Origin of the sequence: Achromobacter sp. Marseille-Q4954, assembly GCF_943737025.1 — a bacterium.
Taxonomy (GTDB): domain Bacteria; phylum Pseudomonadota; class Gammaproteobacteria; order Burkholderiales; family Burkholderiaceae_B; genus Achromobacter; species Achromobacter bronchisepticus_A.
Genome location: NZ_CALSFQ010000002.1, coordinates 226,808 through 239,914 on the forward strand (window position 1 = coordinate 226,808; position 13,107 = coordinate 239,914).

The following is a 13,107-nucleotide window of genomic DNA, read 5'->3' on the forward strand; positions in this document are numbered from 1 at the left end:
TGCGGGGCCCGCAGCAGCTTATGAACCTGATCGAAGAGATTGTTGAAAACTCCCCGTCCATCCGCGACATCCGCAGGGACATCCATGCGCATCCGGAACTGGCGTTCGAAGAGAACCGCACCTCCGACCTGGTGGCGCAGCTGCTGGAAAGCTGGGGCATCCCGGTGCATCGCGGCTTCGGCAAGACCGGCCTGGTGGGCGTGATCCGCAACGGCGACTCCGGGCGCACGCTGGGACTGCGCGCCGACATGGACGCGCTGCCCATGCACGAGGTCAACCAGTTCAGCCACGCCAGCAAGCATCCTGGCGTGATGCACGCCTGCGGCCACGATGGCCATACCGCCATGCTGCTGGGCGCGGCCCAGCACCTGGCGCACCATCGCAACTTCGACGGCACCGTCTACCTGATCTTCCAGCCCGCCGAAGAGCGCGGCGGCGGCGCGCGCGAGATGATGCGCGACGGCTTGTTCGAGAAATTCCCCATGGAAGCGGTGTTCGGCATGCACAACATGCCGGGTATTCCCGTGGGCTGCTTCGCCTCGTCCGCGGGGCCGGTGCTGGCGTCCAACAGCGAATTCCACGTCACCGTGCGCGGCAAGGGCGGCCACGCGGCCATGCCGCACCTGTCCATCGATCCCATCCCTGCAGCGGCGCAGATGATCGAGGCCTTCCAGACCATCATCAGCCGCAACAAGAAACCGCTGGAGACGGCAGTCATCTCCGTGACCACGGTGCAGGCGGGCGGCGTGGTCAACGTCATCCCCGACACCTGCGAGCTGCGCGGCACCGTGCGCGCCTACACCCGCGAAACCCTGGACCTGATCGAGCGCCGCATGGGCGAGATCGCCGAGCACGTGGCCGGCATGTTCGGCGCGCAATGCGAATTCGTCTTCACGCGGCACTATCCCTCGACCATCAACCACGAGGCCGAGACCGCCTTCATGCGCAACGCGCTGACCCAGGTGGTGGGGCAGGAGCGTGTGCTGGTGCAGGCGCCCATCATGGCGGCCGAGGACTTCTCTTTCATGCTGGAAGAGGTGCCGGGCAGCTATTGCTTCATCGGCAACGGCGAAGGCGACCACCGCGAACCCGGCCATGGCGAAGGCCCGTGCCTGGTCCACAACACCAGCTACGACTTCAACGACGCGCTGCTGCCGATCGGCGCGAGCGCCTTCGTGAAGCTGGCTGAGAACTGGATGCCGCGCAAGTAGCGGCGCTACAGCTCCGGCGGCGGTCGCGCCGGGGCCATGCGGCCATCAGCTTCAGTGGCCGGAATCGGCCTGGACCGATAGTTCGTGGTTGCGTGTGCGCACCAGCAGCGCGCTGAGCGCAGCGGCCAGCCCCGCGATCAGGGCGCCCGCCAGGAAGGTCAGCTGATAGCCGCCATTCAGCGCCAGGGTCGGCGCCGCGCCAGCCGCCGCCAACCCGGCGCTGCGCGCTGCGGCCAGGCTGGCCAGCACCGCCAGCCCCAGGGCGCCGCCCATCATGAAAGCCGTGTTCACTACGCCCGAGGCCAGGCCGGACTGGCTGGGTTCCACATCGCTCATCGCGGCCAGCAGCATCGGGTTGAAGGCCACGCCCGCGCCCAGTCCCAGCAATAGCATGGCGGGCAGAACGTCGACAGCAAAGCTGCCGTCCGCCGGCGCGCGCGCGAACAACGCCAGCCCCAGCGCGGCAATGAACAGGCCTATGGCCAGCGGCCCGCGGATGCCAAAGCGCATCACCAGCTTGGCCGACAGTCCCAGCGAGAACGCCGCCATGATGAGGTTGGCCGGCAAGAAGGCCAAGCCGACTTCCATGGGGCTGTAGCCCAGCACCAGCTGCATGTACAGCGCCGACACGAAAAACCACGCAAACATCGCCGCGGCCCATAGCACGCCAACGATGTTGGCCGTGGCCACATTGCGCAGGCGGAACAGCCCCAGCGGCATCAGCGGCGATTCGACGCGCGCCTCGATGGTCAGGAACAGCACCATCAGCGCGGCCGCCGCGCCCAGCAGGGTCAGCGATTGCGTCGACGTCCAGCCGGCCTCGTTGCCATTGACCACCGCATACACCGCCAGCATCAGCGAGGCGGTGACGCTCAGCGCGCCGGCCACGTCCAGCCGGGCGCCCGCGGCGGCAGGCGGCGCGGCCGGAATCAGCCGCAGGCACAGCGCATAGACCACCACGCCGATGGGCAGGTTGACCAGGAAGATCCAGTGCCAGGACAGCGCGCTGGTCAGCAGCCCGCCCAACAGCACGCCGATGCTGCCGCCGCCCGCGCAGACAAAGCCATACACGCCCATGGCGCGCGCCCGTTCGCCGGTTTCGGTGAACAGGTTCATGATGAGCGACAGCGACACCGCCGACACCACCGCGCCGCCCAGGCCCTGCGCGGCGCGCGCGGCGATCAGCAGGGTCTGGCCCTGGGCCAGCCCGCAGGCCAGCGACGCCACCGTGAAAACCACCAGACCCGCCAGGAACATGCGGCGGTGGCCGAACAAGTCGCCCAGCCTGCCGCCCAGCAGCAGGAAGCCGCCGAAGGTCAGCATGTAGGCATTCACCACCCAGACCAGCGAGGTCTCGGTGAAATGCAGGTCTTCGCGGATGGAGGGCAGGGCGACGTTCACGATGGTGGTGTCCAGCACGATCATCAACACGCCCAGGCAAAGCACCATCAGCGCCCACCAGCGTTGCTTGCCATGTATTCCGTGCGTCATCGAGTCTTGCTCCGTGAATGGCGGCAGTCGGGTGCGCCGCCTTGTTCCAGGTTCTTAGTGCGAAACACGCCCGCCGCTGACCATCCAGCGCGTGCCATAGCGGTCTATCAGCGCGCCATAAGCCTCTACCCAGAAAGTCTTCTGCAAGGGCATGGTGATGCTGCCGCCTTCGGCCAGCAGGTCGAAGACGCGTTGCGCGTCCGAGACCGTGGGATAGGCCAGGGACAGCGCCACGCCCTGCTTGCCGGGATAGGGATGCCCGGCGGTGGCGTCGCTGCCCATCAGGGTCTGCTCGTCCAGGCCCAGGCGGGCGTGCATGATACGGCCCGCGTCCTCGTCCGACAAGACCGGCATGGCGGCGTCGGGCGGGGCGTCAGCATAGCGGATCATGGCCTCCATCCGTCCGCCCAGCACGCGCTCGTAGAAGTGCATGGCCTCGGCGCAATTGCCGTCAAAGCTGAGGTAGGCGGATAGTTGGGGCATGATGTCTCCAGGGTGACGGGCGGACAGTGCCAGGAGGGCGGCGCCGCTCTATGATGGAAGCCTGACCCCACGTACAAAGGAGCCCGGCCATGCTGAAAGGAAGCTGCCATTGCGGACAGATCGCGTTCGAAGTCGATGGCGCACCGTCCCAGGTACTGGAATGCAATTGCTCGCACTGCAGCCGCAAAGGCTATCTGCTGTGGTTCGTGCCCCGCGCCAGCGTGCGCCTTGCCACGCCCGCCAGCGGCATGTCGACCTACCGGTTCAACAAGCACGTGATTTCACACCACTTCTGCGCCAATTGCGGCTGCGCGCCATTCGGTTTCGGCGTGGGCGCCAAGGGCGAAGAGACAGCAGCGGTGAACGTGCGCTGCCTGGAAAACGTGGATCTGAACGCCTGGCCCCGCATCCCGTACGACGGCCGCAGCGTCTGAGCGCCGCGGACCGCGCTACATCATAGGGCAAGGCCGCGCCGCGCGATATGGCGAGTGCGTGACATGTCTTTTCATCGATTTGAACTAGTTTCAGGGAAGCGCCGCATGAGCACCGTAAAACTGCTGTCCGACGAGGAAGTCCGCCAAAACCCGCAAGCCTGGGCCGTGTTCCAAGACATCCGCGCCACGCGCAAGTCGGACTTCGTCAACAACTTCTGGCGCGCCCTGGCCAACGATCCGCCGCAGCTGGAACGGGTCTGGGGCCAGCTCAAGCAGGTCATGATGGCCGACGGCGAACTCTCGCCGCTGGTGCGCGAAATGATCTACATCGCCGTGTCCACCGCCAACGGCTGCTCCTACTGCATCCATTCCCACACCGCCGCCGCCCGCGCCAAGGGCATGACCGACGGCCAGCATGCCGAACTGCTGGGCGTGATCGGCATGGCCGCGCAAACCAACGCCATGGTCACCGCCATGCAGGTACCCGTCGACGAGGCATTCATCGTGAAATAGGAGGCCGCCATGTCTCTGATCCCGCTGTTTCCGCTATCCAACGCGCTGTTCCCGGCAGGCGTGCTGCACCTGCGCATCTTTGAGGTGCGCTACCTGGACATGATCCGCCGCTGCATCGCGGACGGCAGCGAATTCGGCGTGGTCGGCCTGTTGTCGGGCCAGGAGGTCCGCACCCCCGAAGGCGTGGAGACCCTGGCCCCGGTCGGCACCATGGCGCGCATCGCAGACTGGGACGCGCCCATGCCGGCTCTGCTGGAGCTGCGCTGCGTCGGCACCAGCCGCTTCCGGCTGCTTTCCAGCGAGGTGGCAAAATACGGCCTTTGGATGGGCCAGGCCGAGCCCATCCCCGACGACCCGCCCGCGCCCGTGCCGGCCGCCATGCAGCCCAGCGCCGACGCGCTGGGACGCCTGGTGGCCCAATGGCAGCAAGATGGCGTGTCCCCCGAAAGAATGCCCCTGGGCCCGCCGTTCCGGCTGGATGACAGCGGCTGGGTCGCCGACCGCTGGTGCGAACTGCTGCCGCTGCCGCCCGACGACAAAGCCGCCTTGCTCGCCATGACCGATCCCGTGGCGCGCCTGGCGGCGATTCAGGACGTGCTGCGGGGGCAGGGGCTGGCTTAGGACAGATGCCAGGGGCCGCAAGTTGTTTACAAGGCCTGGGCGTAACCGTATTTGGACACCATGGAAATCAGGATAGACGAGGGCCTGCGCGCCTACATAGACCCCTTGACCGACGACGAGCGCGAAGCGCTGGAACGCAGCCTGCTCGCCGAAGGCTGCCGCGACGCCCTGGTGCTATGGGGCGACCTGCTGGTCGACGGCCACAATCGCCATGCCCTTTGCATGAAGCACGGCATCCCCTTCGAGACCCGCCAGAACACCTCGTTCAAATCCATCGAGGACGTGCACCTCTGGATGATCGAAAACCACCTGGGCCGGCGCAGCGTGTCGGATTTCCAGCGTGGGGTGCTGGCGTTGCGCAAGAAGGAAATCCTGCAGGCGCGCACCGCCTCGGCGCCCGCGCCTGACGATCCACCCTGGGATGAAGACTCCGGCGAACCGCCGCCATTGCCTGCCGCAGTCGTGTCGCAGGCGCTGAGCCGGCAGGCCCTGGCACGAGCTGCGCGGATCAGCAGCAATACCTTGGGGCAGATCGAGAAGATACAGAAGGCCGCGGCGCCGGAATTGGTGCGGGCGGTCAAGGATGGAGCTATCTCCATCAACGCTGCGGCGGCGGTGGCGACATTGCCGCCCGAGCGGCAGGCTGCGGCCGTGGCTGGCGGCAGGAAGGAATTGCAGCAGGCTGCCCGGGAAGTCCGCCAGGCCAAGGCGCCGCCGCCGCGGGAGGCTGTGCCGGATATTCCTATTGAGAATATTGCGGATTTGCCGGCTGAGGTGGCGCGGCTACGGGAATTGCTGACTCGGCTGACGGATGAAAGGGATCAGTTGAAGAAGAAGGTGATGCATTTGACGGTGGCGCTGGCCGAGGCTAGGAATGCGTCAGGGGGAGGGGATGATTGAAGGCAGGAGCAATTGCCAAGCGCGAGCGTTGCTTCGTGTGGTCTGGCAACCTGGCGATGTAAGCCGTTGATGGACTTGCTCCAACCTTGCGAAATTTCTGCTTTCCGCCAAGAGCGGCGATTTCACGCTTGCGGGTCTATACTCGGCACCCGCCAATTTGCGTGATACGACAAGGCCAAATGAAAGCAAGAGAATTGCTCATCGCTACGCTGGGAGCGTTGGTGTTGAGTCAACCATCGCCATCCTTCGCACAAAGCATCAACGGGAAGAATCTCTACACGCAGAGATGCGCGATGTGCCACGGCGCAGATATCAAGGGTACGGGGCCTTTGGCCAAGAAAAGCAATCCTCCCACGCCCGATCTCACAACTGCTGCGTTCAAGAAGCGGCTCAATGACTATCCGGGCGTCATCGTCTCATCGGTAATCCTTCGTCCGAACGGAGACCTGATTCCGAGAACGTTGAGGGAGAACGGCGTGAAGCTGGCACCGCACGCCTGGACCGTTCAGGATTTTCGCGATTTGAACAAATACATGAGCGATGTGATTGCAAAAAGCCGATGAGGGCGCGTTGGCCGGCTGGCTGCGCGGCAACTTCGCGATCCGGATCAAAGCGAACAAGACGGTCAGTATCCGATTCGACGGACTGGATGAATTGCAGCGGGATGGAGGCTACCGCTACGCCGTCGTATCGCTTGGCAGGATCGGATTGCTACTTCCGGGCTAGTTACTTACCACGCGATCACGAATAACCTAGATCCGATTTTAGGCAAGCGTCTAAAGGGAGGGTCTATGCTTGAACGTAGCTATCTCAGCAACCGCTACACCGTCTCGGATCCGGACGCGCGGCTGAGGCGAGAAGACAATCTCATGGCGTTCGAAACGGCCAATGGAGAGATTCAAAAAATACCGCAAGGGATCGTCATACGTGTTGACGCGATTCAGCGCTTGCAGACGGGAGCAAAGAAGGTCGCACTGTTTGCGCATGCCGTCCGAGAAAACGGCGAGCCACTTGGCTGGACCTCGACAAAGAACTTCGAAGGCTCGTTTATCAATGAGACCCTTGATCTGCTCAAACCCGGGGCTGGAAGCGGAAAGTTCGGTCCTAACGCCGCATGGTCGCATGGCGCCTACATTGGCCAAATTGACCTCGTCGAAATAGTCGATTCGACAACGGAAATTGAGCGTCTTTCTATTGATACCGTTACGCCATATCTGGAAATGGTAGGGAAGGCGAAGTTGTCAGGTGTAAACCTCACCATCAATAGCGGGTTCCGATCCTATCCGGAGCAGAAGATGCTGTGGGATGGGTATGTCAAGCGTCTTCCCGGATTCAATTTGGCTGCGAAGCCCGGCAACTCGAACCACCAGAACGGGATCGCCATCGATATCGCTGTCGCGGGCGCGGACGGCAACGAGGTCTATGAGTGGCTAAAACAAAACGCGCCTCGCTTTGGGTTCGTTCGCACTGTCAGCGGTGAGCCATGGCATTGGGAACACGATCCCATACGCGCTCAGCAGGCGGTTCAAAATGGGACCTACAAAATTCCATCTGTGACTGGCTGACAGGGCGAATCTCTTTGGAACTGCCCGTGAAGCCGTAAGCAGAGAAAGGTTCAAACTACGGGCGGTCCCGTCCTAGGTAGCTTCCAGCTTTGCAGTGCGCTTGCGTCGCAGCTCAACCACCTGTTCCGCGCCTACAGCCCGAGCCCGCAACTGCCCACAGCCCCCATCCACATCCTGCCCAGCGCTATTTCTCACCTTGGTCAGCACGCCACGGCTTTGCAGGGAGCGGACGATCTCGTGGATGCGCTCGGTTTCGGGGCGCTGGTAGTCATCCCCTTCAAGGCTATTGAAGGGGATGACGTTGAGTACCCCATATTTGCCTTTCAGCAGACGCACGACCGCATCGAGTTCGTCGTCGCCGTCGTTGATGCCCTTGAGCAGCGTCCACTGATACTGGATCGGATAGTCGGTGTCGCGAGCGTATCTCTCGCCCAGTTCGATCAGTTCTTCCGGCGCAATTTTCGGCGCGCGCGGCAGCAGGTGTGCGCGCAGTTCGGCCTTGGTTGTGTGCAGCGACAGCGCCAGCGCGGGCTTGACGCGTTGTTGCGGCAGGGCCTCGAACACGCGCAGGTCGCCCACGGTTGAGAACACGAGATTTTTGTGGCCGATATTGCCCTCGGTGCCGAGCAGGTCGATGGCTTCGAGCACGTTGTCGAGGTTGTGCGCCGGTTCACCCATGCCCATGAAGACGACTTTTTTCACTACGCGCTGACGCCGCGCCAGCACGACCTGGGCCAGGATTTCCATGCTCGTGACCTGGCGGATCAGGCCGCTCTTGCCGGTCATACAGAAGCGGCAGCCGACCGCGCAACCGACCTGGGTGGAGACGCAGAGTCCGTCGCGCGGCAACAGCACGCTTTCCACCATCTGCCCGTCGGCGAGTTCGACCAGCAAGCGCGAGCCGTCGTTGCCTGCGTGTTCGGAGCGGACGCGGGCGAGGGCGTCCAGCTCCGCCGTCAAAGCCGGGACGGCGTCACGTAGCGCGAGAGGCAGAAAGTGCTCGGCGCTCCGGCGTCGCGTGCCGGTGTCGAGCGCTTGCCCTTGCAGCCAGACGCGCACGAGGCGGCCACGGTGGACGGGCAGGGCGCCGAGAGCGGCGAGGCGTTGGTCGAAGTCGGAGTAGCGCATGGGGGGCGCATTTTACCCTGCGTCTGGAATGGGCTGTCGGAGGGTAGATGGTCTCGTTGGTGACTACTGCCGAGATTTCGAAGGTCGGTAACCGCCGGTTGGTCTGCTACCGGCAAGTGGCAGTCCTCCACGGATTGCGTCACGAGGGAATCACACCCTGAGGATTTATCCGCGTCATTTCAACGTGCGCGTGCCGCTTTGAGTTTGATTTTTCGCTCGATCAAGTCGCACGTTGCACTTGACCTGGCTCGGGTTTCCCTGGTTAATGTCGCTGCCCATGATTTAGCGGCTCCAGCGCAGGATTATTTCCGTTTCTCCACGTCAAGGTTATGGTTGCATCCACTCTCGTTGCCATGCTGTGTGCACATCTATTGTGCTTTTCGGGCATGTTTTTGCTGATTAGCCGCCGCTTGCCCGGCAACAGGATGGGAATGGACTTTTTCGCCGCGGGCAATCTCCTGCTGGCGTTGGCCTATATCCTGCAACTGGTTGAAGGCGGACCCGCCTGGAGTGTGATGAGCGTCGTTAATCACACCCTCACGCTGGCTGCCCCGATCGCCTACTGGCTAGGCGCCATGCGCTTCTTTGGGCGTCAGGTCCGATTGTGGCGCACGTTGATCATTTTTTCCGTGGTCTATGGCATTGCGCAATGCCTGGTGCAATGGGGCGCAGGACCCACCGCGCGTTACGCCATGCTTGCGGCGATGGCGAGCGTGCTCTTCTTTGCAATGACCATAACCGTGATCTATGGCGTTCGCACTTTCGCGAAAGATCTGCACGGGGAGATGTTCTTCTTCGCGTTCCTGATAGGCGGAATCTGCATTCTGAATGCGCTGAAGTTCTTGAAAATCGTAGATGGCGGCCTGGATGCGCTGCATATGGATAGTCGATTTCAGATGATCTTCTACATCTACATGTCGACCCTGGCGACCATAGTCCCACCTTCCATTGTCTGGCTGGTACTGCGGCGGCTGACGGATAGCCTGCGCAATATGGCGGCGCGCGATCCCATGACGGATCTCCTCAATCGCCGAGGACTCCAGGAGGCGCTCACCCGGTCTTTTAATTCTCGGAATGCCGGGGCGGCTCGATTGCTGCTGTTGGACGTCGACCATTTCAAGCTTATCAATGACACCTATGGGCATCAAGCTGGCGATGAAGTGATCTGCCAAGTCGCGGACATACTTCGTTCCACGGTTCGCAGCGGTGACTTGACGGGACGCATAGGCGGGGAAGAGTTTGTGGCTGTTTTCCTGGAAGCTGATGGGGACCGTGTAATCCACTTCGCGGAACGTCTGCGTGCCAGCGTTGAGAACCGGGCAATCAAAGTGACGGGTTCCGACGATGTGCTGCGCTGCACGGTCACCATTGGAGTTTCGCCGCCGTTCCATGGTGTGCATGAGCTGGAGGATGCGCTTCGGCAGGCGGATGTCGCTCTGTATAGGGGAAAAACGGCGGGACGCAATCGAATCGAATCGGCCGACGTCTTTGCCAATACTCCGCTTGACGACCGTGAAACAGCGATTGCGTGAAATACAGATTACCGCCTGAGCAAGCCCGAATTGTGGGAAAGAATGTACATGTATGGATTGTCGATGCGTTTAGTCGGATCGCTTACAAATGTCTGTTTTCGGCCACGAACGGTCATTCGGAAGATATCGCGGAAGCCGGTCATTCCCCTGTGTTGACCTGCATAATCCAAAGCCGCTAGGATTGCAGACATGGCTACTCGCTCCAAATCCCTCTTTTCGCTGGTCCGTGCATGTTGTCAGAACGTGCCGGGGGAAACTGCGCCTAGCAATTAGCTATACGTTGAATCAATCGCCTCTGGCCGCCCGTTGCAAAACCGGCGGCTTTTTTGTTTTTTGCCTGCACCCTTCGATGCGGAGAGAGTTGATGCCACTTGCGTTGTATGACACCTGGTCGCGTACCGTGCGCCCGTTCACGCCTATCCACGCTGGCCACGTCGGCATGTATTGCTGCGGACCCACCGTCTACGACCACGCGCATATTGGCAATCTAAGAACTTATGTGTTTGAAGACATTCTGCGCAGGGTACTCATACGCAACGGCTACGAGGTCCGTCATGTCGTTAATATCACCGACGTCGGTCATCTGACTTCGGATGCCGACGAAGGCGAAGACAAGATGGAAAAAGGTAGCAGGCGGACCGGGGAGTCCGCCTATGCTATTGCTCAGCGCTACACCGAGGCCTTCGTTGCCGATTGGCATGCCCTCAACTTGCTGGAGCCGACGGTATGGTGCCGCGCGACCGATCACATCGCCGAACAGATCGCGTTTATCGGCGAGTTGGATCGGTCCGGTTACGTGTATAAGACCGACGACGGTCTTTATTTCGACACAAGCAAGCAGGATGACTACGGCTTTCTGGCGCGGCTCAACCGTGCCGGCCTGCAGGCGGGCAAGCGCGTAGCACTTGGCGCGAAGCGGAACATCACGGATTTTGCGCTATGGAAGTTCAGTCCGGAGGGCGTAGCGCGGCAGATGGAATGGGATAGCCCATGGGGGCGTGGGTTTCCGGGCTGGCATATTGAGTGCTCGGCCATGTCGGCGAAACACCTCGGCATCTGGTTCGATATCCACTGTGGCGGAGAAGACCATATCGCCGTGCATCACAGCAACGAAATTGCGCAAACACAGGCAGCTTACGGCACTCGCCTTGCGAACTTCTGGATACACGGACATTTTCTGACGCTCAATGCCGACAGCAAGATGTCGAAGTCGAGCGGGGATTTTGTGCGCTTGCAGACCTTGCGCAGTCGGAACATAGATCCGCTTGCCTACCGCTACCTGTGCATGACAGCGCATTACCGGAGCAAGCTGCATTTCAGTTGGGCGTCTCTCGGTGCAGCGCAGACAGCCTTGAACCGGCTGCGGCAGCTCTATTCCGGTTGGTCGGACGGTGGCGGCATCGATCCGGATTTCGCCGCGCGCTTCAACGCCGAATTGAATGATGACCTGAATCTGCCGAGGGCATTGGCCGTGCTATGGGAACTCGTCAAGAGCGAGCTCCCGCCTGCCACCTTGAAAGCGACGGTGGACAGCTTTGATTTGGTACTGGGCCTCGGGTTACGCGCCTGGAGGCCAGTGGCGTCTGACATTCCGGAAAGTATCCTGGCGCTGCTCGGTGAACGCGCTCAAGCCCGAGAGGCAAAGAACTGGGCAAAAGCCGATGAGATACGGAAGGTGTTAAACACCCAAGGCTGGAGAGTCGAGGATGGCAACGACGGGCAACGCCTGACTGAAATCGCCACGCCCCTCACCGATATCGCAAGCTAGTGGTAACAGCATGGGCGTCGCGTACTTAAATGGGTGTCAGACTACAATTCTCATCGAGGTTCGACAGCAGCCGCCGAAATCAAGAAAGGCCATGGAAACGCAAGCGGTCGCGGGGGCGATCATCCGACGATCGGAGCGGAAACCGATCACCCCCGGCGAGGGCGTTCAGGCGGTCAGGAAGCGCAAGACTTCGGCCCAATCGTTCGTCGACAGGGCGACGTCTTCGTAGTCGCCAGCTTCTTCGTCGTAGCGCGAAACGCAGAAGCGCTGGCTTCTGCCGGATTCGCGGTCGGCGTAGTTGGCGTAGTCGACATAGACTTTCAAGCTGCGCTCCTCGTTCTCGAATGAGGGAGCAGCGTCGATGTAGCTCGATGTATCGAAATACCCTTCGGGCAGGGGCGGCAGGGTTGCGATGTCGAAGTCGGGAAATTCGCGGCGCAGTCGTTCAAGGTTCATAAGGGAAGCATGTGGAGGCTGGAGACCTGACATTTTACGTTGCTCCGTGTCAGTCGCCACGATGGCTCCCGAAACCGAGTTTGGAAATGACGTTTATGACTTTCCAGACAGAAGCCGTTACACGAAAATCTCGAACATGACAGGCAGAACTCTCAATCAATCAGAGCTCGACTTCTTCCATGGCGAAGGGTACTTACGATTGAGCGGTGCACATTCCAAGCGCTGTCTGACGCCGCTTCGGGAGCGCATTCTGCGAGAGCTATCGCGGCTCAAGGTCTGGGCCGGCGGAAAAAGTCTTGGCAGTTCACTGAACAATTTGTCGCCGTTTCAGCAGATCGCAAAGCTATCCTCGATGGTGAAGATTGCGGATCTGGATCAAACACTGAACACGGCGGAAATTCGCAACGCAATTGCTGACCTGACCGGCAGATCTCCGCAATCTGGCCAAGGCACGCAGCCCTTGCTGTCGCTGCCTCACCAAGGACCATGGTCTCTGGGCAGCCTGAACTGGCACGTTGACCTGGCGGCGAAATCCGGGGCTGAGATCCCCGGCATCCAGGTGTTCTATCTGATCGACGACGTTGTTGAACACGGGGGCGCAACTTTAGCGCTGGCCCGTTCTCATCGCGTGGCGGGTGTAGCGGCTGGGAGGCTTCGTGGATCGTTGAAATCGCCAGGCGATCTCGAAGCTGTTCTCAGCACGTCCGACACCAAGATCATCGAGATGTCGGGACGGGCTGGCGATGTTTTCTTGATGGATATGCGCGTGCTGCACACCCCATCCGTCAATTCGTCCAGCCGTATCAGGATGATGGCCACGACGCGTTTTGGTCTGCGCACGAGCAGATAGGGCGGGATCTGCTGGGAGTTGCGGCGTCAACCGCTCGTCTTTTGTGCCGGGAAAAATTGGTGTCAGACTACAATTTCGATGTTCATGCCTGTGTTCGGTTTTTTGCATTACCAAAGACCAAGTCGGTGAGTTGACGGCGTGGCTAAATAAATCCG

General features: G+C 61.3%; 15 protein-coding genes. 11 read left to right on the forward strand and 4 right to left on the reverse strand.

The window, feature by feature from the left end:
• The first annotated feature begins 20 nt into the window (after positions 1-20).
• A complete protein-coding gene (locus NGK62_RS19075; RefSeq protein ID WP_118934251.1) occupies positions 21-1,211 on the forward strand; it encodes a M20 aminoacylase family protein in 1,191 nt (396 codons plus the stop codon).
• Between the two features lie 51 nt (positions 1,212-1,262).
• Here NGK62_RS19075 and NGK62_RS19080 read toward each other — a convergent pair whose 3' ends face one another.
• On the reverse strand, positions 1,263-2,702 hold the full coding sequence (locus tag NGK62_RS19080) for an MFS transporter (protein WP_059380402.1): 1,440 nt from the start codon (positions 2,700-2,702) through the stop codon (positions 1,263-1,265).
• Positions 2,703-2,756: 54 nt separating this feature from the next.
• Positions 2,757-3,185, reverse strand: a complete 429-nt coding sequence (locus NGK62_RS19085; RefSeq protein WP_059380401.1) for a VOC family protein — start codon at positions 3,183-3,185, stop codon at positions 2,757-2,759.
• An 89-nt stretch (positions 3,186-3,274) separates the two neighbouring features.
• Here NGK62_RS19085 and NGK62_RS19090 point away from each other — a divergent pair, with 89 nt between their 5' ends.
• From NGK62_RS19090 to NGK62_RS19120, 7 genes are all read left to right on the forward strand, one after another.
• Positions 3,275-3,619, forward strand: coding sequence for a GFA family protein (locus NGK62_RS19090; protein WP_118934253.1), 345 nt, complete (start codon positions 3,275-3,277; stop codon positions 3,617-3,619).
• A gap of 105 nt (positions 3,620-3,724) precedes the next feature.
• Positions 3,725-4,132: a carboxymuconolactone decarboxylase family protein gene (locus tag NGK62_RS19095; protein WP_059380399.1), complete on the forward strand. Its 408-nt coding sequence runs from the start codon at positions 3,725-3,727 to the stop codon at positions 4,130-4,132.
• 9 nt (positions 4,133-4,141) lie between these two features.
• Positions 4,142-4,753, forward strand: coding sequence for an LON peptidase substrate-binding domain-containing protein (locus NGK62_RS19100; RefSeq protein ID WP_059380398.1), 612 nt, complete (start codon positions 4,142-4,144; stop codon positions 4,751-4,753).
• A gap of 60 nt (positions 4,754-4,813) precedes the next feature.
• Positions 4,814-5,653 carry a hypothetical protein gene (locus NGK62_RS19105; RefSeq protein WP_059380397.1) on the forward strand — a complete coding sequence of 280 codons (840 nt, stop codon included), beginning with the start codon at positions 4,814-4,816 and terminating at the stop codon, positions 5,651-5,653.
• Positions 5,654-5,832: 179 nt separating this feature from the next.
• Entirely contained in the window at positions 5,833-6,216 is a 384-nt protein-coding gene (locus NGK62_RS19110; protein WP_251879846.1) for a cytochrome c, read from the forward strand.
• Positions 6,200-6,379, forward strand: coding sequence for a hypothetical protein (locus tag NGK62_RS19115; RefSeq protein ID WP_251879848.1), 180 nt, complete (start codon positions 6,200-6,202; stop codon positions 6,377-6,379). Before NGK62_RS19110 ends, NGK62_RS19115 begins: the two co-directional genes overlap by 17 nt.
• Before the next feature lie 65 nt (positions 6,380-6,444).
• Positions 6,445-7,218 (forward strand): M15 family metallopeptidase, encoded by a 774-nt coding sequence (locus tag NGK62_RS19120; RefSeq protein ID WP_251879850.1) that lies wholly within the window; start codon positions 6,445-6,447, stop codon positions 7,216-7,218.
• A 72-nt stretch (positions 7,219-7,290) separates the two neighbouring features.
• Here NGK62_RS19120 and NGK62_RS19125 read toward each other — a convergent pair whose 3' ends face one another.
• Positions 7,291-8,346, reverse strand: a complete 1,056-nt coding sequence (locus NGK62_RS19125; protein ID WP_118934257.1) for an RNA methyltransferase — start codon at positions 8,344-8,346, stop codon at positions 7,291-7,293.
• A 329-nt stretch (positions 8,347-8,675) separates the two neighbouring features.
• Here NGK62_RS19125 and NGK62_RS19130 point away from each other — a divergent pair, with 329 nt between their 5' ends.
• Complete coding sequence (locus NGK62_RS19130; RefSeq protein WP_251879851.1) at positions 8,676-9,878, forward strand: GGDEF domain-containing protein; 1,203 nt, start codon at positions 8,676-8,678, stop codon at positions 9,876-9,878.
• A gap of 364 nt (positions 9,879-10,242) precedes the next feature.
• On the forward strand, positions 10,243-11,646 hold the full coding sequence (gene cysS / locus NGK62_RS19135; RefSeq protein WP_251879853.1) for a cysteine--tRNA ligase: 1,404 nt from the start codon (positions 10,243-10,245) through the stop codon (positions 11,644-11,646).
• 165 nt (positions 11,647-11,811) lie between these two features.
• Here the strand turns inward: cysS and NGK62_RS19140 are convergent, their stop codons facing one another.
• On the reverse strand, positions 11,812-12,102 hold the full coding sequence (locus tag NGK62_RS19140) for a hypothetical protein (RefSeq protein ID WP_059380392.1): 291 nt from the start codon (positions 12,100-12,102) through the stop codon (positions 11,812-11,814).
• Between the two features lie 61 nt (positions 12,103-12,163).
• Between NGK62_RS19140 and NGK62_RS19145 the strand changes: the two genes are divergently transcribed.
• Positions 12,164-12,952, forward strand: coding sequence for a phytanoyl-CoA dioxygenase family protein (locus NGK62_RS19145; RefSeq protein WP_251879855.1), 789 nt, complete (start codon positions 12,164-12,166; stop codon positions 12,950-12,952).
• Positions 12,953-13,107: the final 155 nt, after the last annotated feature.